Raw genomic sequence first — 26,143 nt, forward strand, 5'->3', positions numbered from 1 at the left:
GGGACAGGATTCCGGCTGACAGGTCACACTTGCCTGCGGCATGATGGGCGCCATTTGCAGAGGGCGCTCAAGGAAAAACAATGAACCTGCCTCCCCGCCAACAACAGATCCTCGAACTGGTCCGTGACCGTGGTTACGTCAGCATTGAGGAAATGGCGACGCTGTTCGTCGTGACCCCACAAACCATCCGCCGTGATATCAATCAACTGGCGGAAATGAATCTGCTGCGTCGCTACCACGGCGGCGCGGCCTATGACTCCAGCATCGAAAACACCGCCTACGCCATGCGTGCGGATCAGATGCGCGACGAAAAACAACGGATCGCCGAGGCCATCGCCGCACAGATCCCGGACAACGCCTCGTTGTTCATCAATATCGGCACCACCACCGAATCCATCGCCCGCGCCCTGCTCAACCACAACAACCTGAAGATCATCACCAATAACCTGCATGTGGCATCGATCCTAAGTACCAAGGATGATTTCGAGGTCCTGATAGCTGGCGGCAATGTGCGTCGTGACGGCGGCGTCGTGGGCCAGGGAAGTATCGACTTCATTACCCAGTTCAAGGTGGACTTCGCCCTGGTCGGCATCAGCGGTATTGATGAAGACGGCAGCCTGCTGGATTTCGATTATCAGGAAGTACGGGTTTCCCAGGCGATCATCGCCAACGCACGCAAAGTGCTGCTGGCGGCTGACTCGAGCAAGTTCGGGCGCAATGCAATGGTCCGCTTGGGGCCAATCACCCTCATCGACTGCCTGGTAACCGATCAGCCACCTGTGCCCGCGCTGCAGCAGTTGCTGAATCAGCACAAAATTCGTCTGGAAGTAGTGTGATTGTCAGGAACGAGTGGTTTCCGCGATTACACATGCCGTTCTGGACACTCTGCGCCCTATCCTGAATATGAGGCGCGGCGCAGATGTGTGACGCAGAGCGCCGAATATCGTGCGACGCTCCGCGTCGCATGCCTTTCTGGACGCTCTGCGTCCTCGTGCGACCAGAGCGTCGCGATCTGCATTCCCGCTGGAGCCTGAGACACGAGAGGTGTCTAGGCTGGCACGTGCAGAACGAAAAGCATCAGAAAGTACGATCATCCCGCGCATAACATCCCGCCCTACAATGTTCATTTTTGTTCTTTTCCTGACTCCACCATCAGTATTTTCAATCGATACGTGCTGGCAAGGGCAATTTTATTGAGCTATTATTTTCGAAAGTGAACATTAATGTTCAGATTCGCCTTTCGAGCTTTACTCACGAATTGTCCAGGAGGCCACCAATGCCCCACACTACCGTGCCAACCCAACCCCTCTCCGAGGTTTACGACATCGCCGTTATTGGCGGTGGCATCAATGGTGTCGGTATTGCGGCGGATGCCTCCGGTCGCGACCTGTCGGTTTTTCTTTGCGAAAAGGACGACCTGGCCAGCCACACGTCCTCGGCCAGCAGCAAGCTGATTCATGGCGGCCTGCGCTATCTTGAGCACTACGAATTCCGCCTGGTCCGCGAGGCACTCGCAGAGCGCGAAGTGTTGCTTGCCAAGGCGCCGCACATCGTTAAACCCATGCGTTTTGTCTTGCCGCACCGCCCGCACCTGCGTCCAGCGTGGATGATTCGTGCCGGCATGTTCCTGTATGACAACCTCGGCAAGCGCGAAAAGCTGCCCGCTTCGAAAACCATTCGTTTTGGTGCGGACAGCCCGCTCAACTCGAGCATCACCCGTGGCTTCGAATACTCCGATTGCTGGGTCGATGACGCTCGTCTGGTGGTGCTCAACGCCATGGCAGCGCGTGAAAACGGCGCGCACATTCATACTCAGACTCGCTGTGTCAGCGCCCGCCGTATCAAGGGCATGTGGCATCTGCATCTTGAGCGCAGCGACGGCAGCCTGTTCTCGATCCACGCCAAGGCATTGGTCAATGCGGCAGGCCCGTGGGTGGCCAAGTTCATCCGTGAAGACCTCAAGCTCGATTCGGCTTACGGCATCCGCCTGATTCAAGGCAGCCACCTGATCGTGCCGAAACTGTACGAGGGTGAGCACGCGTTCATTCTGCAGAACGAAGACAAGCGCATCGTGTTCACGATTCCGTACCTGGAGCACTTCACCATCGTCGGCACCACCGACCGTGAGTATCAGGGCGATCCGAACAAGGTGGACATCACCGAAGGCGAGATGGATTACGTGCTGAAAGTGGCCAACGACCACTTCAAGAAACAGTTGAGTCGCGCAGACGTGCTCCACACATTCTCTGGCGTGCGCCCGCTGTGCAACGACGAGTCCGATAATCCGTCTGCCATTACCCGTGATTACACGCTTTCGTTGTCAGGCGGCGCGGACGAGGCACCAATTCTGTCGGTGTTCGGCGGCAAGCTGACCACCTACCGCAAACTGGCCGAATCGGCGATGACGCAATTGGCACCGTTCTTCAAGCAGATGAAACCGAGCTGGACGGCCAAGGCAGCACTGCCAGGCGGCGAAGACATGACCACGCCAGAAGCCTTGGCAGCAGAAATGACCCGTCGCTTCAGTTGGCTGCCCGCGCCTATCGCCAAACGCTGGGCGATTACCTACGGCAGCCGCAGCTGGCGCTTGCTGGAAGGCGCGCAAGGTCTGGAAGACCTCGGCCAGCATCTGGGTGCAGGTCTGTACACCCGAGAGGTCGATTACCTGTGCGACCAGGAATGGGCTACCAGCATCGAAGACATCCTGTGGCGCCGAACCAAGCTTGGCCTGTTCACTACGCCTGAAGAACAGGCCGCTGTGCGCAGCTACCTGGAAACTGTTGTGCGCAACAAGGGCGCTATCGAGGCTGCCTGATAGCTCGCATACCACCTGTTCGTCCATCGCGCGGCGAACAGGTTTGTTCCTCTGCACCGCCCTCCCCTGAATACCCGGCTGCATTCGGTTTTCCGAACATTTCGCTCTGCCTGATTCGGCTTCCCGGACGCTTCGATTCCGGGCGTCGCATTCAACCACGAATAAAATCCTTTAAATTCATAGCCTTGATTGATTCAAGCTGCTTGGCACGACTCATGCTCTACACTCTGAACCGAGCGTTTCGACAGGGCGTGTGTCTGGATCTGGACGCCGTTGAAGCATTCGCCAAGAAGAGGGCCGACTCACATTGCGGCCCCATCAATAAAAATGAAATCAAGGATTCATCAATGCGCATCGTTCCCCATCTGTTGGGCGTAGCAATCACTGCCGCTCTGATCAGCACCCCGGTTTTCGCCGCCGAACTTACCGGCACCCTGAAGAAAATCAAGGAATCCGGCACCATCACGCTGGGCCACCGTGACGCGTCCATTCCGTTTTCCTACATCGCAGACGCTTCTGGCGTACCGATGGGCTACTCGCATGACATCCAGCTGAAAATCGTCGAAGCCATCAAGAAAGACCTCGACATGCCTGACCTCAAGGTCAAGTACAACCTGGTAACGTCTCAGACCCGTATTCCGCTGGTTCAGAACGGCACCGTCGACGTTGAATGTGGTTCTACCACCAACAATGTCGAGCGTCAGCAGCAGGTCGACTTCTCCATCGGCATCTTCGAAGTCGGCACGCGCCTGCTGTCGAAAAAAGACTCCAGCTACAAAGACTTCGATGACCTGAAAGGCAAGAACGTCGTGACCACCGCGGGCACAACTTCCGAGCGCATCCTCAAGGCGATGAACGCCGACAAGCAGATGGGCATGAACGTGATCTCGGCCAAGGACCACGGCGAATCCTTCCAGATGCTTGAGTCTGGCCGTGCGGTCGCATTCATGATGGACGACGCGCTGCTGGCCGGCGAGATGGCCAAGGCCAAGAAGCCGGATGACTGGGCAGTGACCGGTACTGCGCAATCCTACGAAATCTACGGCTGCATGGTCCGCAAGGGCGATGCCCCGTTCAAGAAGGCAGTGGATGACGCCATTGTTGCCACCTACAAGTCTGGCGACATCAACGCCATCTACAGCAAGTGGTTCATGTCCCCCGTCCCGCCTAAAGGACTGAATCTGAATTTCCCGATGAGCGACAAGCTCAAGGAACTGATTCAGAACCCGACCGACAAGGCCGCAGAAGACAAGAAAGCCTGAGCAACCGGTTCAGCCAGCCTGAACTGATCGCATCCCGGGCAGGCAAAACCTGTTCGGGACCGGCTCCTCACTCTCGAAGTCCGACAGTGCGTGCATCTCGATATAAATAGAAAAATAGGGGGAGACCCTGATGAATTACAACTGGGACTGGGGCGTGTTCTTCAAGTCCACCGGCGTCGGCAGCGAGACCTATCTGGACTGGTTCATATCCGGCCTGGGCTGGACCATCGCCATTGCTGTCGTTGCCTGGATCATTGCCCTGATACTGGGTTCGGTACTGGGCGTCATGCGCACCGTACCAAGCCGTCTGGTGTCGGGTATTGCCACGGTATACGTGGAAGTTTTCCGTAATGTGCCACTGCTGGTGCAGCTGTTCATCTGGTACTTTCTGGTGCCCGACCTGCTGCCGGAAAACCTGCAGGAGTGGTACAAGCAGGACCTCAACCCGACTACCTCAGCGTTCCTGAGCGTGGTGGTCTGCCTGGGTCTGTTTACCGCTGCACGGGTCTGCGAACAGGTGCGTACCGGCATTGAAGCACTGCCAAAGGGCCAGGAATCGGCCGCGCGTGCAATGGGCTTCAAGCTGCCGCAGATCTACTGGAACGTGCTGTTGCCACAGGCTTACCGGATCATCATTCCGCCGCTCACTTCCGAATTCCTGAACGTGTTCAAGAACTCGTCGGTAGCGTCGCTGATCGGCCTGATGGAGCTGCTCGCGCAGACCAAACAGACCGCCGAGTTTTCCGCCAACCTGTTTGAAGCCTTTACGCTCGCCACCCTCATCTACTTCACGCTGAACATGAGCCTGATGCTGCTGATGCGCATGATCGAGAAGAAAGTCGCTGTACCCGGACTCATCTCGCTGGGGGGCAAATAATGGACTTCACTGGAATCGTTCCGGCCATTCCCGGCCTGTGGAACGGCATGGTCATGACCCTCAAGCTGATGGCAATGGGTGTTGTCGGCGGCCTGGTGCTTGGCACTTTGCTGGCGTTGATGCGCCTGTCATCAAACAAGCTGCTGGCCAATGTGGCTGGCGCTTACGTGAACTACTTCCGTTCGATCCCGCTGCTGCTGGTGATCACCTGGTTCTACCTCGCAGTGCCATTCGTGTTGCGCTGGATTACCGGTGAAGACACGCCCATCGGGGCCTTCGCTTCCTGTGTCGTGGCCTTCATGATGTTCGAAGCCGCGTACTTTTGCGAAATCGTCCGTGCCGGCGTGCAGTCGATTTCCAAAGGACAGATGGGCGCAGCCCAGGCGCTGGGCATGAATTACTCGCAGATGATGCGACTGATCATCCTGCCCCAGGCGTTTCGCAAGATGACGCCGCTGTTGCTGCAACAGAGCATCATTCTGTTCCAGGACACCTCTCTGGTGTACACCGTGGGCCTTGTGGACTTTCTCAATGCATCGCGCTCCAGTGGCGACATCATCGGGCGCGCCAACGAGTTCCTGATCATTGCCGGTCTGGTGTATTTCACGATCAGCTTTGCCGCCTCGCTGCTGGTGAAGCGTCTGCAAAAAAGGTTTGCCGTATGATTTCCATCAAAAACGTCAACAAATGGTATGGCGACTTCCAGGTGCTGACCGATTGCAGCACCGAGGTCAGCAAAGGTGAAGTGGTTGTGGTGTGCGGGCCCTCCGGTTCCGGCAAGTCGACCCTGATCAAATGCGTGAATGCGCTGGAACCGTTTCAAAAAGGCGACATTGTCGTCGACGGCACATCGATTTCCGACTCGAAGACCAACCTGCCAAAACTGCGCTCGCGGGTCGGCATGGTGTTTCAGCACTTCGAACTGTTCCCGCACCTGAGCATTGTCGAAAACCTGACCATCGCGCAGATCAAGGTACTGGGTCGCAGCAAGGCCGAAGCGACCGAAAAAGGCCTGAAATTGCTGGACCGCGTCGGTCTCTCCGAGCATGCGCACAAGCATCCCGGGCAGCTTTCCGGTGGTCAGCAACAGCGTGTTGCCATCGCTCGCGCCCTGGCGATGGACCCGGTGGTCATGCTGTTTGACGAACCGACGTCTGCGCTGGACCCCGAAATGGTCAACGAAGTGCTCGACGTGATGGTACAACTGGCGCACGAAGGCATGACCATGATGTGCGTGACCCACGAAATGGGCTTCGCTCGCAAGGTCGCCAATCGGGTGATTTTCATGGACAAGGGACAGATTGTCGAAGACTGCGAAAAAGAAGAGTTTTTCGGTGACGTCAGCGCACGTTCGGAACGCGCTCAGCAATTTCTCGCCAAGATTCTCCAGCACTAGGTAATGCCGGCTGCCCGCGCATTCGCGGGCAGCTGTTCGGTTCAGGACGACTGTGATGAAATGCGACCCCACTCTGTATCGCGCCGCGCCGCCATCACTCGCCGTGAAACCTCGTCTGATACGCCAACTGTTTTTACCGCCGCTGATCCTCATGCTGATGATCGGACTGGGCTATATCGCCTACCTGATAAGCGAACACAGCGGTATCAAGAGCCTGCGCGAGACCGGTGAGCGCCAGCTGGAGCTACATGCCCGCACGGTCGAGAGCGAAATCAGCAAATACACCTATTTACCCAGCGTGCTGGAGCTTGAATCCAGCGTGTCGCAGTTGCTCAACAAGCCAAGTCCCGAGCTTCAGCAGCAGGTCAACCGTTATCTGGAAGGGATGAACCGACGCAGCGGCAGCCGCGCCATTTATGTGATGGACACCACCGGTCGGGTGCTGGCCACCAGTAACTGGCGTGATTCCGACAGCTATCAGGGTGAAGACCTGTCCTTCCGCGCCTATTTTCAGGACGCGGTGCGCGGACTGCCCGGCCGTTTTTACGGCATCGGCACCACCACGGGCGAATCGGGCTACTACCTGGCCCACGGGCTGGAAGACAAAGGCCGGATCATCGGCGTCGCCGTGATCAAAGTACGCCTGGAAGCACTGGAAGAACGCTGGCAGCGTGCTCGCCTGGAGGCGTTTGTCAGCGACGAGAACGGCATCATCATCCTCTCGAGCGACCCGGCTCGGCGCCTGAAGTCAGTACGACCGCTCACCCCGCAGGTCAAGGAACGCCTGGCCCGCAGCCTGCAATATTACTGGTGGCCGCTTAACGAACTGGTGCCACTGGAACGGGAAACCCTCTCCGAAGGCGTCGAAAAGCTTGTTTTCCCGGCCAACGTCAGCGTCGATCGGGAGCACAAGCAGGTCAGTTATCTGGCCCAGAGCCGTCCGCTGAGCGATACCGCCTGGCATCTGACGCTGCTTACGCCACTGGAAGACCTGCGCCGTGAAGCGGCCAATCAGGGCATGCTGGTAGCTGTGGCCTGCGCCCTGGTGACCTTTCTGCTGATTGCCTGGAACGAGCGGCGCAAGGTGATCTCGACCCGACTGGCGGCCAGAGAGGCGCTGCAGGCTGCGAACAATGAGCTGGAACGCAAGATCGCCGAGCGTACCGAACACCTGCGAGCCAGCAACGAACGCCTCAAGGCGCAGATTCGCGAACGAAGACAGGCTGAAGACACCCTGCGCAGAGCCCAGGACGAGTTGGTGCAAGCTGGCAAGCTGGCAGCCATCGGCCAGATGTCGACCAGCATCGCTCATGAATTGAACCAGCCTCTGGCGGCATTGCGCACCTTGTCCGGCAATACCGTGCGTTTTCTTGAGCGAGGCGCGCTGGACACCGCCAGTGCCAACCTGCGCACCATCAATGATCTGGTCGACCGCATGGGCCGCATTACCGCCAGCCTGCGCGCATTCGCCCGACGCGGCGACGATCAGGGCCAGGCGCAACTGAGCAAGGCCGTCGAGGCTGCGGCGCAGTTGCTGGGCGTACGCCTGGAGCAGTCTGGCCTGACGTTACACCGAGACTTCGTCGACGCCACCCTGAGCATCGACCAGACCCGCCTGGAACAGATCCTGGTCAATCTGATCGGCAATGCGCTGGACGCCATGTTCAACCAGCCAGCGCCCGAATTGTGGCTCACCGGGTCAATTGAAGACGGGCGTTATCGCTTGCGGGTACGTGATAACGGGCACGGCATCGATACCGAAACCCGCAAGCACCTGTTCGAACCTTTCTTCACCACCAAACCCGGCGAACAAGGCCTGGGACTGGGCCTGACCCTGTCGGCGAGCCTCGCCGCCGCAGCCGGGGGCAGCCTGAGCGCAGAGCACCCAGGTGACGGCGGCACAACATTTGTCCTGAGCCTGCCGTTTGTCCCCGATGCCCCGACCGACAATCGCCCGAGCGGCCCGGCCCAGGTGGACTGACATGAGACGACACCCATGAGCATCAACAGCGACCTGACCGTGCTGATCGTCGAAGACGACCCGCATGTGTTGCTCGGCTGCCAGCAGGCGCTGGCGCTGGAAGACATTGCCAGCGAAGGCGTATCCAGCGCCGAAGACGCCCTCAAGCGCATCGGTGACAATTTTGCCGGTATCGTCATCAGCGACATTCGTTTGCCGGGTATCGACGGGCTGGAATTACTGAGCCGCCTCAAGGCGCGTGACAGCAGCCTGCCGGTGGTGCTGATCACCGGCCACGGCGACATCACCATGGCCGTCAACGCAATGCGCGATGGTGCTTACGATTTCATGGAGAAACCCTTTTCTCCCGAGCGCCTGGTCGACGTCACCCGGCGCGCGCTGGAGCAGCGCGGGCTGGCCCGGGAAGTCTGGGCGTTGCGCAAGCAACTGGCCGAACGCGATTCGCTGGAAGGCCGAATCATCGGCCGCTCCCCCGCCATGCAAAACCTGCGTGCATTGATTACCAACGTCGCCGATACGTCGGCCAATGTGCTGATCGAAGGCGAGACCGGCACCGGCAAGGAGCTCGTCGCGCGCTGCCTGCACGACTTCAGCCGACGCAAGGACAGTCAGTTCGTGGCACTCAATTGCGGCGGGCTGGCAGAAAGCCTGTTCGAGTCGGAAATTTTCGGTCACGAAGCCAATGCATTTACCGGCGCGGGCAAGCGGCGCATCGGCAAGATCGAACACGCCCACAATGGCACGCTGTTTCTCGATGAAGTGGAAAGCATGCCGGTCAACCTGCAGATCAAACTGTTGCGCGTCCTCCAGGAACGAACTCTGGAGCGGCTTGGTTCGAACCAAAGTGTTGCAGTGGATTGCCGGGTCATTGCGGCGACCAAATCCGACCTCAATGCACTGAGCAAGACCAGTCAGTTCCGCAGCGACCTGTATTACCGTCTGAACGTCGTCACGCTGGAGCTGCCGCCATTGCGTGAGCGCCGCGAAGACATTCTGCAACTGTTCGAACACTTCCTGCAGTTGTCGTCATTGCGCTTCGACCGTGAGCCGCCGACGCTGGACAGACAGACCAGTTCAAGCCTGATGAGCCACGACTGGCCGGGTAACGTGAGGGAACTGCGCAACGTAGCCGAGCGGTTTGCCTTGGGTCTGCCGGCGTTCAAACAGGCAGGCACGGTCAGTGAAAATCAAAGCCTGGGGTTTGCCGAAGCGGTTGAGGCCTTCGAACGATCCCTGCTCAGCGAGGCCCTGCAACGCAGCGGCGGCAACCTCAGCCAGGCCAGTCAGGAACTGGGCATGGCCAAGACCACCTTGTTCGACAAGGTCAAGAAATACGGGCTTTGAGCACTGTGTCCAATCTTGAGTGTGCGGTATCGCGCAGATCTGTGACGCAGAGCGTCACCCACTGCATTCCCACGCTGGAGCGTGCGGAACGATAGGCGTCCGCACGACACCGATCCCGCTCAGGCAGTACCTTACTTCGACTCGCTGAGCATCTGCCGGATCGCGCTGACGAACACTTCAACCGGCTGCCCGCCCGATACCGCGTACTGGTCGTTGAAGACCATGGTCGGCACGGAGGTGATACCGCGGGATGTCCAGAGTTGCTCGGCTTCGCGGACCTCTGCGGTGTACTCGCCGCTGTCGAGGATGGCCTGAGCACGCAAACGGTCCAGGCCGACCTTCTGCGCTACGTCTGCCAGAGTCTGGTGGCTGGACGGGTCTTTCAGGTCACTGAAATAGGCTTCGAACAGCGCCTGCTTCAATGCGTACTGCTTGCCTTGTTGTTCGGCCCAGTGCAACAGGCGATGAGCATCGAACGTGTTGTAGATACGTCGCTCGCCCTTGGCAAAGGTGAAGCCCAGCTCGGCACCGCGCTCACGAATTGTCTCGTGAATACCTTCGATCTGTTCTGGCGTAGAGCCATATTTTTCGGCGATGTGCTCTTTGATGTCCTGCCCTTCGGCAGGCATGTTCGGGTTCAACTCGAAAGGCTGGAAGTGGATGTGCGCTTGCACTTCATCACCCAGCGCCTCCAGCGCCTGATCCAGCGCGCGCAGGCCGATGACACACCAGGGGCAGGAAACATCGGAGATGAAATCGATCTTCAGTGCAGTCGTCATGTCGGCCCTTTTCAGTCAGCAGATTCAATAAGCAAGGGCCATACGATACACCTCTGTCAGTGCCTGACAACCGGGCAGGGTTTACAGTTGGGCAAGGCTGCGACCGTCTTCATGCTGGGCTTTCAGGTACGGCAGCACCGCCCCGAGCAACGGTGCCTTGAAGGCTTCCTGAAAACGGTGCGCCAGCCCCGGAATCAGGCGCAACTGGCTGCCCTGAATATGCGCGGCCACGTGCACACCATGCATGACCGGCAACAATGGATCAGCCGTGCCATGCACCACCAGAACCGGCAGGCGCAGACGGTTCAGCAACTCCACCCGGCTCGGCTCGGCCAGAATCGCCATGATCTGACGCTTGACGCCCTCGGGATTGAAGGCCCGGTCGTAGGACACCGCAGCCTGATGCAGCAATTGCTGGCGATCATCCTTGACCTGCGGGCTGCCCAGCGCTGCAAGCAGATCGGCCTGCTGCTCGATGGCCATTTCCCGGTTGGGTGCGCCGCGCCGCGCCAGCAGTTGCATCAACGCCGCACTGGGCATAGGCAAGCCCTGCGCACCGGAGCTGGTCATGATCAGCGTCAGGCTTTCGACCCGCGACGGGGCCAGATCGGCCAGGTGCTGGGCAATCATGCCGCCCATGCTCGCGCCAAGAACGTGAAACTGGCGAATCTGCAAGGCGTCCATCAGGCCCAAGGCATCATCGGCCATATCGGTCAGCGAATACGGCGCAGAGACCGGCAGGCCCAGCTTGTAGCGCAGCACTTCAAAGGTCAGGTTGGCCTCGGCTGGCTGTTGCACCCAGGTAGACAGACCGACGTCGCGATTGTCGTAGCGAATCACCCGGTAGCCCTGCTGACACAGCGCAACCACAACCTCGTCCGGCCAATGAATCAACTGCCCGCCAAGGCCCATTACCAACAGCAAGGCAGGGTCGGACTCACTGCCGATGCTTTGATAGGCAATTCGTACCTCTTTAAGGTCAGCATGCTGTACAGGAACATCGACATCACAACGATCGGCCGCAAAAGACGGCAAGCCGCACAGAAGCGCGGCCAGAAAAATTAAAACCCGCATGAAAAACACCAAAAAACAGATCCCCAGTGGGCCGCGAGTCTGATGATGTTTCGCCAAGCGCGCTGCCACACTTGCGTGACAGTTTGATGAATGGCGCTGAGTGGTCGTTAATCGGGTGTTGCGTTACGCGGCGAACTGATCCGCCACCATCAGGTTTTCTCCAAAACGGGCGCGCGCTTCGAGGAGGGACTCCTGGTGCCAGCCCGAATGCGTGTCGCACTCGCCCAAGGACAGGACCTTGTAAACCGGCAGACGATCAAACACCGGAGCCAGCAGCTCCGGTTCGGTCACGCTGTCCAGATGCAACCCTGCAACCGGCAACAAGGCCGCGACACCCAGGTTGGGCCGCAGGTCACCGTGATAAAGGCCAATGAGCTTCTTCAACGGCGAATACTGAAGAATGTGATAGGCACGTTCGAAGGCGTTGCTCCATGCCAGCGGCAGATCGAGCGCCAGGATCGGTTCGTCGATCTGAATCCACTCGACACCGCGCGCCGCCAGACGCCCGAAGATCTCGCCATACACCGGCAGCAGATGCTCCAGCAGGTCGAGGCGATCTACCTGGTCACCCTGAACGTCACTTAGCCAGAGCAGTGTCAGAGGACCGATCAATGCGGGCTTGCGGCCTTGCTCGCACGCTTCAGCGACGCTCGCCAGCAGCGGTGCCCAATCAGGCTGAAAACGCTGGTCGCGTTTCAGGTGTGGCACCTGCCGCGGGTAACGCGCCATCAACCAGGTGCGCAGTTCGGCGTCAGTTGTCGAAACACCCTGATCCTGTTTCCAGAAAGCCTGCAGAGCGTGCTGCAATTCACAGTCTGCGCCAATGTGAAAATAGTCAGGGTATTGAGTCAGGGCCACGATGCGTCCTCCATAAAAGATGGGTCTATTGTCGACAGCTGACACAACATGAGACAAACTCATTTTTTTCGTGTTGATCACAAATACTGCTCATGGAGCACTGACGGTGCTTGAAATACGCCACCTCAAAACCCTGCACGCCCTGCGCGAGGCCGACAGCCTTGTGGAGGCCGCCGAACGCCTGCATCTGACGCAGTCGGCGCTGTCCCATCAGTTCAAGGAACTGGAAGAGCGCATGGGCATGCCGCTGTTTGTGCGCAAGACCAAACCGGTACGGTTTACCAGCGCCGGTCTGCGCCTGCTGCAATTGGCCGATTCCATGCTGCCGCAACTGCGCAGTGCCGAGCGTGACATCGCCCGTCTGGCAGGCGGCACTGCGGGAAGGCTGCACATGGCAATCGAATGCCACAGCTGTTTTCAATGGCTGATGCCGACCATCGACCAGTTCCGCGATGCCTGGCCCGAGGTCGAACTGGACCTGTCTTCCGGCTTCTCGTTTGCACCATTGCCCGCGCTGGCGCGTGGTGACCTGGACCTGGTGGTGACGTCCGACCCGCTGGAATTGCCCGGCATCACCTACGTGCCGCTGTTCACCTATGAAGCGATGCTGGCGGTGGCCAATCAACACGCGCTGGCGGGCCGGCCGTACATTGTTCCAGAAGACCTGCTCAGCGAAACGCTGATCACCTACCCGGTGGAGCGCGACCGACTGGACATCTTTACCCGTTTTCTGGAGCCCGCCGATATCGAGCCTGCACAGGTACGAACCTCGGAATTGACGGTGATGATGATGCAACTGGTCGCCAGCGGACGCGGGGTCTGTGGGATGCCGCACTGGGCGCTGCATGAATACAGCTCACGCGGCTATGTGAAGGCCAAGCGCCTGGGTGAGAAAGGGCTGTTCGCAACGCTGTATGCCGGTATTCGCGCCGACATGCTCGACGCGCCGTACATGCGCGATTTCCTGCTGACCGCCAAGGACACCTCGTTTTCGACGCTGGACGGGGTTAGCGTGGTTCGCTGACAGTATCGTCCTGCGCCAAGGCACAGGACGACACGGGTTCAGTTCGCTCGGGTTTGCCGCTGGCGGTACAACGGCAGGATCAGGTCGCGTGTCAGCGGAGCCAGATGCACATCCGCAAGACTGTCTGTGCCGACCCAGAGTACTTCTTCGATCTCGGCGGCGGGCAGAACCTGGGCATCAGATCTGACCTCGTAAAGCTGACAACACACCTCAAAACCTGGCTCATTGGCAGCCGGTGCAACGAACTCGCCGAGAAACAGCGCCTGCTGCGGATCGATGATCAGCCCGAGTTCTTCTTCAAGCTCCCTGGCCAGCGCCCGCGGTGCCGGTTCGCCAGGTTCGATCTTGCCGCCCGGTTGCATGAATGCCTGAGTGCCGCGCTTGCGCACCAGCAGGGTCCGGCCGTCTGTGCCGATCAGCAGCGCCGCCGCGATGCGGATTATCTTCATGCAAAGATTTCCGTTTTCAGCAAACGCGCCTGATCAGCGCGCTCAAGGGCCAGCACGATCAGGCGATGGATCAGTTCGGCGTAGGTCAGACCGCTGGCCTGCCAGAGCTTGGGGTACATGCTGATGGAAGTGAAGCCAGGCAGCGTGTTGACCTCATTGATGATGATGTCACGCGTGTCGGTAACGAAGAAATCGACCCGCGAAAGCCCTGCGCAACCCAGCACCTTGTAAGCCTGCAACGCGACTTCACGCACCTGATCACTCAGATCGGCAGGAAACTCGGCGGGTATCGCGATGCGCGCCTGATCACCATTCAGGTACTTGGTGTCGTAGGCGTAGAACTCGTCGTTGGCAATCACTTCGCCACAGACACTGACCTGCGCATCGAAGTTACCCAGTACCGCGCACTCCACTTCCCGGCCGACGATGCCCTGCTCGATCAGCAGCTTGTGGTCAAATTCGAAACCCAATGCCAGTGCAGCCACGAAGCCGGCCTCGTCAGACACTTTGCTGACGCCTACCGACGAGCCTTGATTGGCCGGTTTGACAAACATCGGCAGGCCCAACTGCGTGGCTGCATCGGCGAACGACAGGGTTTCCCCACGGCTGAGCACCATGAACGGCGCGACAGCAATGCCTGCATCGCGCAGCAGACGCTTGGTCACGTCTTTGTCCATGCACGCCGCCGAGGCGAGTACGTCAGCGCCGACAAACGGAACGGCCAGCATGCGCAGCACGCCTTGCAACGCACCGTCCTCACCAAACGCGCCGTGGATCAGCGGAAATACCACGTCAATGGCTGCCAGTGGCTTGCCTGTCTCGACCTCGACAAACTGGCCACCAGTGCTGCCAGGCAACAGCGACAACTGCTTGCCGGATGCACTCAATTTGATCCGCGCAGGATCATTGGCATTGAGCAGGTAGTCGGCCTCGTCGAAGCGCAACCAGCGGCCCAGCTTGTCGACGCCGATCAGGGTCAGCGTATAGCGTTCACGATCAATCGCATTGATCACGTTGCGTGCCGACTGCAACGAAACCTCATGCTCGCTGGATTGCCCACCGAAAACGATGGCGACTGACTTTTTCAAAGCGGTTACTCCTGTTTTTCAGGCCGCGAAGATAAAAGCAATGTTGGCTGTTAGTCCAGCAGATGATTGGCCATACGCCTGGAATTCAGGCAAAAAAAACCCCGGTGGTGGGCAATCCATGCGAAATGCCCATCACCGGGAGGTCAGACAGCTCATTGAGCCGCTGCGGTTTCTTTCTTGCCGCCAGAGCCGAAGGTGGCGAAACGCTTGTTGAAACCCGCGATCCGGCCCTCGTTGGTGGTCTTGCGCTGCTGCCCGGTATACATCGGGTGCGAGGCGCTGGACACGTCTAGCGCGACATAAGGATAGGTGTTGCCGTCGGTGTGCTGCTGCGTACGGTCTGTGTCTACGGTCGAGCCGATCAGGAAGTAGACGTCGGCAGCGGTATCGTGGAACAGCACAGTACGGTAAGCGGGATGGATGTCGGGTTTCATGATTAGCTCTCCAGTGAGTTGACTGCAATCGTTATACAGTAACATAACAGAAGATGAGAATGATTGCTGTTGATTGCTATCATTGGCGAGCTTGATCGAACGCGCGCGTGCAGCAACTGTCGTCCTGAAACCGCCAGAACCAGCGCGCCAGAGACATTCTGTAATAGCGTGCTTTTGCAATCGGGCCGAATTAACGGCACCCTGCCGCGCCGCCGAACGTCACTGGTCGCTGGCCTGGAACCTGAGCCTCTGTGGCCGATCTTTACTCATTAGCACTTTCAAGAGTCCACCGTTATGACTAACGGACGCGATCATCGAATCGACTTCTTTCGCGGCTTGGCGCTGATCTTCATATTCTGGGATCACGTGCCGGACAACCCGCTCGCGCAGTTGACCGTACGCAACTTCGGCTTCAGCGACGCAGCGGAAATCTTTGTCTTTCTTGCCGGTTACGCATCGATCCTGGCCTATGGACGCATCGCCCGGCGCGACGGCATGCTGGTGGCTGGCGTGCGGATCCTGCGCCGCACCTGGGTGCTGTATGTGGTGCATATCTTTCTGCTGACCCTGCTGATGGGCATCGTCTTCGTCGCCAACAATCATGTCGAGACGCGCGACATGGTCCAGCAGATGGGCCTTGAATACTTCGTCGGCAACCCGCAACAGGCATTGGCCGATGAACTGTTGCTGCGTTTCAAGCCCAACCTGACCGACCCGTTGCCGCTGTATATCGTGCTGTTGCTGACCTTGCCGCTGACCTTGCCATTGATGCTGCGCAAACTGGAACTGGCGGTCGGCCTGTCGATTGCCCTGTACCTGATGGTGCCGTTGTTCGGCTGGAACCTGCGTGCCTATGAAGGCGGTGGCGTGTGGTATTTCAATCCGGTGGCCTGGCAGTTGCTGTTCATTCTCGGCGGTGCCTGTGCATTGCGCAGCGAAACAGCCACACCCGCCGTACACTCTCCGTTGCGCCAACAACCGCTGTTCCTGATGGCCGCCATCTACGTGTTGATCGCCGGGATGCTGACCTTCAGCGAAAAATGGCCCGGCCTGCACACTGCAATCGTCTCGACCCTGCACCTCGACGCCCTGTACCCCATCAGCAAGACCGACCTAGCACCCGCGCGCCTGCTGCACTTCCTTGCACTGGTCTACGTCGTCGCCCGACTGCTGCCGACCTCAAGCGCCTGGCTCGAAAACTGGCCCGCCCGCCAGACCTGCCGCATGGGCCGTTATTCGCTGGAAGTATTCTGCCTGGGCGTATTGCTCGCGCCACTGGCAGACATGGCAAACGCACTGGCAGGTGATACATGGCCTATGCAGGTGACTACCGCGATTGTCGGGCTGGGCTTGATGATGTTGATGGCCAATGGGTTGGAATTGAATAAGCGGCTGGGGAGATATAAGGCCGCCATAGCGGTGTAAAGGAAGGAGCATTGCAAATACAAAGACTGGCAAAACGCATTTGCCAGTCTTCTTTACACATTTACTTACGGGGTACTTTTGATCAGTCTCTGATGACAGATATGTCCGACTTGCCCTTTATCAGGATGAGGTGTGTCAAGGCCAGTATTTAAAGCATACGGATTATCCACCACCCAACCACCTTCAAAATATTGGGTGCGCCAAATATGTGTCCATCTGTCTTTCTCTGCAAAAACATCTGCATCGTTACCACCGACGCAGCGGCCAATATCTACCACTGTGCGGACTTTACCGGATGCGTCAGTCTTCACAAGGCCAGTGGGACGAGACTTATCGGACTTCGGCAGATCAATTGAGTATGACGCAATGCCCCCTTCCAGGGGCGTCCCTGTCGAATCAGTCATATCAATCTCCAGAACAACGTTACTTATTCCTTGAGCAGATAACGGCCCCAGGGTAGACGCATCCGGAGGTATTCTTGACATACCATATGGCTGATCTCGCAGGCGAGCATAGGTGACCTTTGGAAATGAACCCAGTATCAGGCCATAGGTAGAACCTTGTACAAAAGCACTGGACTCGTTATGAGACACCCGAACAATTACATCCTGCCCAAGAGTCAAAGAAGAGAGCACCATTTTCTGACCACTGGCGAGCATATTCCATTTAGCGCCATCGTGAATTTCCAACTGAGCAGATCCGGACAGATGCCCTTGAATCAACACCTTTTGCCCGCGCAATGCTGTGAAGCCGTAATAGTGGCTGTCCGCTGCGCTTACCAATGAATCCTTGATAATATTAAATTTGTCAGGCAGCTCAGTAAATTTAGGTTCTACTGCCTCTTCCGTTCTAACCTCGCCAGATCCCTCTAAAACTTCCGCCTCACTTGCCTGCCCATTTAAAATATTCCGCCCCACTTCGTGTGCTATCGCTTGCGGGTGTAAAGCGCATGCCAACAACGAAAATGCCAAAATCTTTGCTGCCTTGAGATTATTCATGTGACGCTCCTAATATTAATAAAACAACTAAAATAGGACGTAATAGAAATCCAATCTCAAGGTCAATAGCAAAACGAAAAACAAAGAAACTTCCTACAAAACAATTGCCACCCCAGCAACCTGGGAATATTCCTACACTCTTCTCAGCGCAAGTTTTCCCTGTTCGTGCCGTTAGTAAATTGACTACAGAAAATCAGGTGCACAATGAATATCGGCCCTAACTACATCTCCGCACAAGAATGGCAAACCCTGTTTGATAAAAAAAACGAGATAGCCTCGCCCCCTTTGAACAAGCTCCCTACAGAGCCAGAACAAAAAAAACCGCGTGACCCGAACGCTGAATTCTATACGACCGAAGAGACACCTTGGTTTTCCAGCTACAAAAATTCGGCGGCAGGACGCGCTATTTTAGAGAACATGTCTGAAAAGGAAGCAAAAGATATCCGAGCCAGGTATCTGGAAAACCACATTAAGGATTTTGACCAAACCATATGCCGTATGTACGACAACTTCCACGATTTCAAGCAGCAGCTTTTTTACCTCAATACAGAGCTGTCAAAAAAGCATTTCGGCTTCACGCTGGGCTTTAATCAGGACATTCAGGTGACCGACCCGGACGAGGTACTCACGCCGGCGGAGTTCACGTACCTGACCGAGAAGCTGAACGAACGTCAACAACTGAAAGAGGATCTGCGTGCGCACGCAAAAATTGTGATGACGCTACTCGACCATTACACGGAAAAATTCGGTAACCAGCACACCCTCAATCTGGAGAGTTACAGCAAAGTCATCGACTACGGACAGATCTTCAGCCGCAACCATATTGGCAATTTCATGGACACGATTATTTACCAGATCGAGCGCTATGCGCCGAAGCGTGAGGAAGAACCAAAACCTCTGGTTGATGTGCACGTTTGATGAATGCAAATACAGGCCGTTGATATTTCGCTCGAAATAGCCAGTGGCATGCCATTGTTTCGTGACGCAAATCACACAAAGCCTGTAAGCAGGATTTATCCCACAGCTTTATCAGCCCAAGAATCTCGTTCATTTACCGATAACAAGAACGATACAATTATTCAGCAAGGAGCAGAAAATGTACATTAGCACTATTACTTCCGACTTTTTACTTCCTCCATCACGTCCCTTGAACCCCCTCCAAACAGAACCCCTCACACGATCGCCTGAGGATAAACCGGCACTGAGTAAAAAAGAAGAGTTTGCAAATGCTTTCTACACGCGTGAGGAAGAGCCGTGGCTGCAATTCACCTCCAATCATCCCGACGAGAGAGACCCGACTAAAAAAGTCATTCGCCCAATGACAAAAGAGCTTTATCTAGAGCACCTTAATGTGGATGCATTGCTCATGTCGGAATTACAATCCTGTTTCTACCAAGAGTTCAGAGCGGAGCTTATAGATTTGCGCCCCGACCTGACGGGTAAAAATTTCAGCTATACGATAGGCGATGATGCCGAGCTTAAAATAATAGACTTGGACGATAAGTTAGGCATCAATGAAATCAAGTATTTATCAGATGCCATCAACCAAAAAACCCACCTCAAGGATGCTGCGATCACGCATGCCAAAATCCTCATGACGCTGGCTGACCATGACACAGACACATTCAAAGGAACCTATAAACTTGACCTGCTAAATTTTCAAAACATCATTGATCTTGGAAAAATAGCACTCAGCAAAAAAGATGACCCTAGTGAAATCTGGATAAGTCAGATCAAAGAAAAAGCAGAAAAAGGTTCGACACACTTGATCGATACAAGGGCCTGATGGTCAGAAAACGCTCTGTAGCGCCTACGGCAGACAGAGCGTTTTTTAAGTCAGCTCCTTGACCAGTTGATCAGCCAGCGATTGCAAATCAGCCCCAAATTGTACACATGAGGTTTATCCGCCAATTGCTCAGCGAGCCTATTATTAGCCCAATACTTTTTTGGCTCGTAGCGAGTACTCCAGGTTTCTCGCCCGTTTTCACTCAGGTGAGTGAAATTATCAGCGAGCAAGCCGCCCTCGCAGCGTTTAAACGTTACCCGCTGTATTATTTTCCCCGAACTGTCCGAGGTGTATTGTCCGTTAGCCTGGTGATGTTTGATACTGAGCTCGAAATCAAATACACCGCCCTCCAGCGGAAAAGCCTTGCTGTCGGTAAACGTAACCTCGAGCATTGCCTCTGTGAGCGCTTGAGTCGCCAGAAAAGCGGGTTTGGTGAAACCATACGGAATCAACCTGAAGCCCTCTTCGTGGTGCAAGTCATAACGCATATGAGGAAACGAGCCAAACACCACGCTGTAATCAGTGGTATCAAACCTGGCACCGTCAGTCGCGACAATACGTATATTGACTTGTGAACCAGGATTAAGCCCTTCGATTCTCTGCGCCGATGAATGACGCTTGGGCTGCCACCGGCCGCCATCAACCTGATACTCCAACCTCCATTTCTGGTCGTAATCCGAATCCGGCGTTGTAATCAGTACGTTCTGGCCGCGCGCAGCGGTGAAATTATACTGATGAACTGCCGAAGTATTCTCCAGAATATGACTGATCTGATGAATCTTGTCCGACAGCACCACAGGATTCGAATGGCTTGGGTTTTGTACAGCCTGTTCCTGCAACATTGGTTGTTGACTGACGACAGGAGCTCCTTCTACTTGACCCATGGCGTGATAAGACATTGCCAAGAGCAATCCAGACACAAACGCACGACCTGCCTTGTTTTTCTTGTTTTTCATTTTGTTGATCTCGATAGGGATTAGCTAATCAGGGCATCATTGCCACTGACAAAACCGGACGTAATCACCTGTTTAATTCGAGATCAAGCGTTGGAAACAATTATCGGAAACGTCCTACAAATAACCAATAATATTTTATAAGTCCAACGCCTTGATTTATAAAGAATGCTTTTCAGGCGCTTATCTATGACTGATATTTTTTCAGTCAAACCCTGTGCTTAGACGAAAATGCATACAAGCCATGCCAGTCCAGGCATCGTCTCAGCCAATCTCGAAAACCACCACACAATTCCCCCCACATTCCCATCCAGCGTCTAAGCTTGGGTCAGGTGCGTTGAAAGGATGACCGGACAATCGACTATGGGCGTATTTCGGCATTCCGATAGCAAGCATGAAGCGCTGTCAGCTGACCGCCAGGATGACCCACGCGCGCCAAAGCGTCCGCGTCGCAAGCGATACGGGTGGCGGGTGTTTTGGGTGATTGTGGTGCTGGCCTGCGTTGCGCTGGGTGTTGCAATAACGGTGGAGAGCCGCAGTTCAAGGCTGCAGGCGCGGGAGTTCAGCCGCTTTGCCGCGAGCCTGAGTTATTCGATGCAGCCTGGGCCGAGCCATGACGTGGTGTATCCCGGTGACGGGCCGTTCGACAGGCGCCTGGGCTATTCGTCGCTGGATGAGTTCCTGCAGCGTCTGCTCAAGCGCGATTATGTGATTACTCGCCAGACCCGTTTCTCACCAGAGCTGATGCGCTACGTTCAGCATGGCTTCTTCGTGCCTTACGAGGAAAAGACCCAGGCTGGCCTGTCGATCACTGATTGCCGAAACGAACCGTTGTATGAGTTCAGATACCCGCAGCAGTTTTATCCGACCTTTACCGCTATTCCGCCACTGCTGGTGAACAGCCTGCTGTTTATCGAAAACCGCGACTTGCTGGACCCGCAGCAACCCTTGGCCAACCCGGCAGTGGACTGGCCACGCTTCGTGAAGGCCGCGTGGTCGCAACTGGCGAAGATGTTCGCCCTCCCCGGCCAGTCGGCTGGCGGCAGTACGCTTGCCACTCAATTGGAAAAATATCGCCATTCACCCGACGGGCTGACGCTGTCGGGTTCCGAGAAGTTGCGGCAGATGATTTCCGCCAGCGTTCGCGCCTATCAACCGGGCACCGAGACCCTCGCGGTACGCCAGCGGGTGGTGCGTGATTATCTGAACAGTGTGCCGTTGTCCGCGGTGCCGGGGCACGGTGAAGTGCATGGGCTGGCCGAAGGGTTGCGGGTGTGGTTCGGTGCGGATTTTGCCAAAACCAATGACTTACTGGCCTCCAGCCCCACAGACAAACAGCGGCTGGCCGATAAGGCGCTCGCCCTGCGCGAAGTGCTGTCACTGGTCATTGCCCAGCGTCGTCCGTCGCACTATCTGGCCAAGGGCCGCCTGGAACTGGCGGACCTGACCGACAGCCATCTACGTCTGCTGGCCCAAGCCAATGTCATTGATCAACCGCTGGCCGATGCCGCGTTGGCAGCCCAGGTCACCTACCGCGACTGGGCGCAGCAGCCGACCATTCAGCCTATCGAAACCAATAAAGGCATCAGTGTCGCGCGCACTCGTTTGTCGAACCTGCTCAATCGCCCGCTTTACGACCTGGACCGTCTTGATCTGTCGGCCACCAGTACCCTGCATGGCGAATTGCAGCGCAGCGTCAGCCAGTACCTGCGTGACCTGGCCAACCCTGAGTTCGCTGCAAAAACCGGTTTGATGGGAGAGCGGCTGCTGACCCCGGCCAGTACCACCCAGGTACGCTATAGCTTCACGCTGTTCGAACGCGGCGTGGATGGCTCGCGGGTCAGGGTGCAGACCGACAGCACTGATCAGCCGTTCGACATCAACGAAGGCAGCAAGCTGGAACTGGGTTCGACCGCGAAGATGCGTGTGCTGACCACTTACCTGGAGATCATCGCCGAGCTGCACGGGCGGTATGGGAATCTGAGTACCGCGCAACTGCGCAAGGTGCCTGTCGAAGAACCTGACCGGCTGACTCGCTGGGCAGTGGATTACCTGCTGATGAACAAGGACCGTGATCTGGCGAAAATGCTCTCGGCCGCGCTGGATCGCACCTATTCGGCCAGCCCGGCAGAGGCGTTCTTCACCGGTGGCGGCATGCACCGTTTCAATAACTTCAGGCGCGAAGACAACGAGCGGATTCCCACCCTGCGCGAGTCGCTGCGTGAGTCGATCAACCTGCCGTTCATTCGCCTGATGCGCGATGTGGTGCGCTACAGCACGTATCAGGCGCCCAACAACAGCGCCGAGTTGCTCAAGGATGACGACAACCCGCGCCGTCAGGAATACCTCACGCAGTTTGCCGACCGCGAGGGCACGGTTTTCCTGCTGCGCTTCTGGAAACGCTACAAGGAAAAGACCACTCAGGAACGCCTCGATACTTTTCTGGACGGTATCCATCCCACGGCCATCCGCTTGGCTGCCGTACATCGCTACTTGCTGCCTGGGGCTGATCAAGCGACGTTCAACGCGTTCATCCGTGCGCATCTGGATGAGCCGAAAGCAACCTCGAAGCTGACCGACAAGCGTCTTGCCGACTTGTACAAGGGCTATGGGCCGGGCACTTACGACTTGCCCGATCAAGGCTACATCGCCCGCGTCCACCCGCTGGAACTGTGGCTGGTGGGCTACCTGCTCAAACAACCTGAAGCACAATTCAAGGACGCCGTGGCCGCCAGTCGTTACGAGCGTCAGGAAGTCTACGGCTGGCTGTTCAAGAGTCGCCACAAAAGCGCTCGCGACAGTCGCGTAAGGACCATGATGGAGGTCGAAGCGTTTCTGGATATCGAACAGCGCTGGCAGCGCGTGGGCTATCCGTTCGACCATCTGGTGCCATCGCTGGCAACAGCTATCGGCAGCTCGGGTGATCGCCCGGCGGCGCTGGCCGAGCTGATCGGCATTATCCAGAACGACGGCATCCGTTTGCCGCCCGTGCGTATCGACAGTCTGCATTTTGCAGCTGGTACACCTTACGACACCGAACTGACCATCAACCCGGAGCTGGGCCAGCGCGTGCTGCCAGCAGAAGTTGCCGCGGCAATGCGCGAAGCCTTGTCGCAGGTGGTGGATGGCGGCACCGCCAAGCGTGTGCAAGGCACCTTCAAGATGCAGGACGGCAGCGTGCTGGCGATGGGCGGCAAGACTGGCACGGGTGATAACAGGATCGAGAGCATCGGCGCAGGCGGACGCATTCTCAGTTCCAGGGCGATCAATCGCACGGCGACCTTTGTGTTTTATATCGGCGACAACCACTTCGGCGCATTGACCGCGTTCGTACCGGGACGCGCCGCCGAAGGCTTTCGCTTCACCTCGGCATTGCCGGTACAGGTACTCAAAGGTATGGCTCCGATCCTGACGCCTTATCTGGAGAACCACGGACAGGCGATGTGCAATGCCCCGCTTGCCGACCCGCCCAAGGGTGTTTGACCGGCAATGACCGCTCGTCTGCCAGCTCTGTGATTACAATAAGATATATCTTAAGGTATATCTAACTTGTAACCAGAGATCAAAAACATGCGTGAAGATAAACACCCTCCCCACCATCGTCCGCCGCATCTTCGTGAACCAGGTGAAGATCGCGACGGTTTTGAAAAACGCCCAGGCCGTGAACGCGGTGGACGTGGCCCTCGGGTTTTCGCCCCTGGCGATCTGAAATTACTGCTGTTGGCACTGATCGCCGAACAGCCCGCACACGGCTATGACCTGATCCGCAAGATCGAAGGTCTGTTCGAGGGTGCGTACTGCCCCAGCCCCGGCGTTATCTACCCCACCCTGACGTTTCTTGAAGAAAGCGAAATGGTGGTCGGCGATGCCCAGGCTGGCAAGAAGCTCTACACCATCACCGATGCGGGTCGCCAATCCCTGGAAGATCAGGCCGTGGCGCTGGAAGGTGTGCGCATGCGCATCGATGTCAGCAAGCGCTCACTGCGCGGCCACGATCGTCCGCCGGAAATCCACGAAGCGGTGCACAACCTGCGCCACGCGCTGCAGATGCACCACGGCCGCTGGACCCCGGAAGAGATTCTGCGGGTCAGCGAACTGCTCAACAGCACGGCCAAGGCTGTCGTCGATGGGCCTCAACCTACCTCGGAGGAGTCGGCATGAATTCGCCCCAGTCAATCCATCGCGTCATGCATGAAATCAAGCGTCGCAAACTAAAAGTGTTGCGAGTCACAGAGCTGACTCCGCTGATGCGCCGCATTACCTTGCAGGGCCCGGAACTGGCAGGCTTCATCAGTCTGGGCACAGACGACCACGTTAAACTGTTTTTCCCGCAGACAGCGCAAGAACAGGCAGCCCTGGAAGACCTGACCGCTACCAGCGACAAGGACGCACCACGTCCACCGATGCGCGATTACACCCCGCGTCGCTATGACGAAAGCAGCGGTGAGCTGGATATCGACTTCGTTCTGCATGGCGAAGGCCCGGCTGCCACCTGGGCGGCTCAGGCTGAACCGGGGCAATTTCTGCACATCGCAGGGCCAAAGGGTTCGATGGTGGTGCCGGACATGTTCGACAGCTACCTGCTGATCGGCGATGAAACGGCGATTCCCGCCATCGCTCGACGCCTGGAATCGCTGCCCGCCAACCGTGCAGCGCTGGTGGTGGTCGAAGTGGCCAACCCGCAGGAACAGCAGGTGTTCGACAGCGCCGCACAGGTCGACGTGATCTGGATCGTACGCGGTGAGCAGAATCTGGTGGATGTCACGCGTCGCCTGGAGATGCCAGAGGGCAAGCTGTACGCGTGGGTCGCGACTGAATCCGCGCTGTCACGCAAGCTGCGTCGCGTGCTGCTCGATGAGTTCGGCCTGCAAGAGGATTTCGTCAAGGCCGCTGGCTACTGGAAGCTGGACGGCACTGAAGAATAGGCAAGCCTGGGCGACTCACATCGTGCGACGAGCCGCCCATCTGTCGACCCCAAGCAGCAACAGTGCAACCAGCAAGAACCCGAGCAGCACGCCGAGCGCGTTGATGAATGCCTTTGGAAAACCGATCGTGCCGACATCGATGAATGGATACAGGTAGTCACCAAGCATGTGGCCACGCAGCAGGACGTAGGCGAAGTAGATGACCGGATAGATCGCCCACAGCGGCACATGGCTCAAGCGCAACACGCCTTTGGGCACGTACAGCCACCAGTACAGTACGAACGCCAGCGGCATTATGTCGTGCAGCAACTCATCGGCCACCCACTGCCAGCCTTGCGGGTGCCACAGATGGCGCAACAGAATATTGTAAGCGATGCCCACCAGCGCAATGCTCACCGCAATGCCGCCGCATACCACCGGGTGCCGGAAAAAACGGTGGCCTGCCGACTGCCGCGACGTCAGGGCACAACTCAGCGCGACGGCTGCCAGGGTGTTGGTCAGTACGGTAAAGAAACTTAAAAACCGCACTAGCCCGCCCAGCAGACTGGCGTGATCGGCATAACGGCCAATGAAGATCAGGTACAGCTGGATGACCAGCCCCGACCAGCCGAGGCAGGCTGCAACAAGGGTGTAGTAGCGCTGTCCCTGCGCAGTTGAGTGTTCGCGGTGCATCAA

The 26,143-nt window shown here is 57.1% G+C and carries 24 protein-coding genes; 15 read left to right on the plus strand and 9 right to left on the minus strand.

The genetic code is table 11. The annotated features are described in order from the left end of the window. Positions 1–80 precede the first annotated feature (80 nt). The 8 genes from RYA97_RS11295 (at position 81) to RYA97_RS11330 (ending at position 9,675) form a co-directional block, all read left to right on the plus strand. Positions 81–836: a DeoR/GlpR family transcriptional regulator gene (locus RYA97_RS11295; RefSeq protein WP_003363617.1), complete on the plus strand. Its 756-nt coding sequence runs from the start codon at positions 81–83 to the stop codon at positions 834–836. Positions 837–1,276: 440 nt separating this feature from the next. Beyond that, positions 1,277–2,815: a glycerol-3-phosphate dehydrogenase gene (gene glpD / locus RYA97_RS11300; protein ID WP_046832734.1), complete on the plus strand. Its 1,539-nt coding sequence runs from the start codon at positions 1,277–1,279 to the stop codon at positions 2,813–2,815. A 347-nt stretch (positions 2,816–3,162) separates the two neighbouring features. Further along, entirely contained in the window at positions 3,163–4,077 is a 915-nt protein-coding gene (locus RYA97_RS11305) for a glutamate/aspartate ABC transporter substrate-binding protein (protein ID WP_004664079.1), read from the plus strand. 130 nt (positions 4,078–4,207) lie between these two features. After that, complete coding sequence (locus RYA97_RS11310) at positions 4,208–4,954, plus strand: amino acid ABC transporter permease (protein ID WP_005741015.1); 747 nt, start codon at positions 4,208–4,210, stop codon at positions 4,952–4,954. Next, positions 4,951–5,619: an amino acid ABC transporter permease gene (locus tag RYA97_RS11315; protein WP_170947361.1), complete on the plus strand. Its 669-nt coding sequence runs from the start codon at positions 4,951–4,953 to the stop codon at positions 5,617–5,619. The genes RYA97_RS11310 and RYA97_RS11315 overlap by 4 nt, the downstream gene beginning before the upstream one ends. Next, complete coding sequence (locus RYA97_RS11320) at positions 5,616–6,350, plus strand: amino acid ABC transporter ATP-binding protein (protein WP_002554866.1); 735 nt, start codon at positions 5,616–5,618, stop codon at positions 6,348–6,350. The genes RYA97_RS11315 and RYA97_RS11320 overlap by 4 nt, the downstream gene beginning before the upstream one ends. 55 nt (positions 6,351–6,405) lie before the next feature. Then, positions 6,406–8,331, plus strand: a complete 1,926-nt coding sequence (locus RYA97_RS11325) for an ATP-binding protein (RefSeq protein WP_005741014.1) — start codon at positions 6,406–6,408, stop codon at positions 8,329–8,331. A 15-nt stretch (positions 8,332–8,346) separates the two neighbouring features. After that, the gene (locus tag RYA97_RS11330) at positions 8,347–9,675 is read left to right on the plus strand and encodes a sigma-54-dependent transcriptional regulator (RefSeq protein ID WP_002554868.1); all 1,329 of its coding nucleotides are present in this window, start codon (positions 8,347–8,349) and stop codon (positions 9,673–9,675) included. A gap of 131 nt (positions 9,676–9,806) precedes the next feature. Here the strand turns inward: RYA97_RS11330 and RYA97_RS11335 are convergent, their stop codons facing one another. From RYA97_RS11335 to RYA97_RS11345, 3 genes are all read right to left on the minus strand, one after another. Then, entirely contained in the window at positions 9,807–10,454 is a 648-nt protein-coding gene (locus RYA97_RS11335) for a DsbA family oxidoreductase (RefSeq protein ID WP_054076910.1), read from the minus strand. Positions 10,455–10,535: 81 nt separating this feature from the next. Beyond that, positions 10,536–11,528, minus strand: coding sequence for an alpha/beta fold hydrolase (locus RYA97_RS11340; protein WP_080164866.1), 993 nt, complete (start codon positions 11,526–11,528; stop codon positions 10,536–10,538). Positions 11,529–11,651: 123 nt separating this feature from the next. Beyond that, entirely contained in the window at positions 11,652–12,386 is a 735-nt protein-coding gene (locus RYA97_RS11345) for a 5-methyltetrahydropteroyltriglutamate--homocysteine methyltransferase (protein ID WP_005741012.1), read from the minus strand. A 106-nt stretch (positions 12,387–12,492) separates the two neighbouring features. On the opposite strand from RYA97_RS11345, the gene metR reads away from it, so the two are divergent. Next, a complete protein-coding gene (gene metR / locus RYA97_RS11350) occupies positions 12,493–13,410 on the plus strand; it encodes a transcriptional regulator MetR (protein WP_002554872.1) in 918 nt (305 codons plus the stop codon). Positions 13,411–13,448: 38 nt separating this feature from the next. On the opposite strand, the gene RYA97_RS11355 is transcribed toward metR, so the two are convergent. From RYA97_RS11355 to RYA97_RS11365, 3 genes are all read right to left on the minus strand, one after another. Then, entirely contained in the window at positions 13,449–13,859 is a 411-nt protein-coding gene (locus RYA97_RS11355; RefSeq protein WP_005741011.1) for an NUDIX hydrolase, read from the minus strand. Continuing rightward, entirely contained in the window at positions 13,856–14,947 is a 1,092-nt protein-coding gene (gene ddlA / locus RYA97_RS11360; protein WP_004658205.1) for a D-alanine--D-alanine ligase, read from the minus strand. The genes RYA97_RS11355 and ddlA overlap by 4 nt, the downstream gene beginning before the upstream one ends. Before the next feature lie 152 nt (positions 14,948–15,099). After that, positions 15,100–15,381, minus strand: a complete 282-nt coding sequence (locus RYA97_RS11365) for a type B 50S ribosomal protein L31 (protein WP_002554875.1) — start codon at positions 15,379–15,381, stop codon at positions 15,100–15,102. Positions 15,382–15,675: 294 nt separating this feature from the next. Here RYA97_RS11365 and RYA97_RS11370 point away from each other — a divergent pair, with 294 nt between their 5' ends. Then, on the plus strand, positions 15,676–16,806 hold the full coding sequence (locus RYA97_RS11370; protein ID WP_005741010.1) for an OpgC domain-containing protein: 1,131 nt from the start codon (positions 15,676–15,678) through the stop codon (positions 16,804–16,806). A 65-nt stretch (positions 16,807–16,871) separates the two neighbouring features. Here the strand turns inward: RYA97_RS11370 and RYA97_RS11375 are convergent, their stop codons facing one another. Beyond that, positions 16,872–17,804 (minus strand): hypothetical protein, encoded by a 933-nt coding sequence (locus RYA97_RS11375; RefSeq protein ID WP_010200907.1) that lies wholly within the window; start codon positions 17,802–17,804, stop codon positions 16,872–16,874. 204 nt (positions 17,805–18,008) lie between these two features. Between RYA97_RS11375 and RYA97_RS11380 the strand changes: the two genes are divergently transcribed. After that, complete coding sequence (locus RYA97_RS11380) at positions 18,009–18,722, plus strand: hypothetical protein (RefSeq protein ID WP_005741120.1); 714 nt, start codon at positions 18,009–18,011, stop codon at positions 18,720–18,722. A 178-nt stretch (positions 18,723–18,900) separates the two neighbouring features. Next, positions 18,901–19,590 carry a hypothetical protein gene (locus RYA97_RS11385; RefSeq protein ID WP_005779263.1) on the plus strand — a complete coding sequence of 230 codons (690 nt, stop codon included), beginning with the start codon at positions 18,901–18,903 and terminating at the stop codon, positions 19,588–19,590. A gap of 50 nt (positions 19,591–19,640) precedes the next feature. Here RYA97_RS11385 and RYA97_RS11390 read toward each other — a convergent pair whose 3' ends face one another. Further along, on the minus strand, positions 19,641–20,546 hold the full coding sequence (locus tag RYA97_RS11390; protein WP_005746573.1) for a hypothetical protein: 906 nt from the start codon (positions 20,544–20,546) through the stop codon (positions 19,641–19,643). A 360-nt stretch (positions 20,547–20,906) separates the two neighbouring features. On the opposite strand from RYA97_RS11390, the gene RYA97_RS11395 reads away from it, so the two are divergent. From RYA97_RS11395 to RYA97_RS11405, 3 genes are all read left to right on the plus strand, one after another. Next, on the plus strand, positions 20,907–24,026 hold the full coding sequence (locus RYA97_RS11395; RefSeq protein WP_005779259.1) for a transglycosylase domain-containing protein: 3,120 nt from the start codon (positions 20,907–20,909) through the stop codon (positions 24,024–24,026). A gap of 87 nt (positions 24,027–24,113) precedes the next feature. Then, positions 24,114–24,704: a PadR family transcriptional regulator gene (locus RYA97_RS11400; RefSeq protein WP_004658215.1), complete on the plus strand. Its 591-nt coding sequence runs from the start codon at positions 24,114–24,116 to the stop codon at positions 24,702–24,704. Beyond that, the gene (locus RYA97_RS11405) at positions 24,701–25,468 is read left to right on the plus strand and encodes a siderophore-interacting protein (RefSeq protein ID WP_005779257.1); all 768 of its coding nucleotides are present in this window, start codon (positions 24,701–24,703) and stop codon (positions 25,466–25,468) included. Before RYA97_RS11400 ends, RYA97_RS11405 begins: the two co-directional genes overlap by 4 nt. A 15-nt stretch (positions 25,469–25,483) precedes the next feature. On the opposite strand, the gene RYA97_RS11410 is transcribed toward RYA97_RS11405, so the two are convergent. Further along, entirely contained in the window at positions 25,484–26,140 is a 657-nt protein-coding gene (locus tag RYA97_RS11410; RefSeq protein WP_005746579.1) for a Pr6Pr family membrane protein, read from the minus strand. Positions 26,141–26,143: the final 3 nt, after the last annotated feature.

The sequence above is a fragment of the Pseudomonas syringae group sp. 26L6 genome (assembly GCF_032587815.1).
GTDB classification, from domain to species: domain Bacteria; phylum Pseudomonadota; class Gammaproteobacteria; order Pseudomonadales; family Pseudomonadaceae; genus Aquipseudomonas; species Aquipseudomonas amygdali.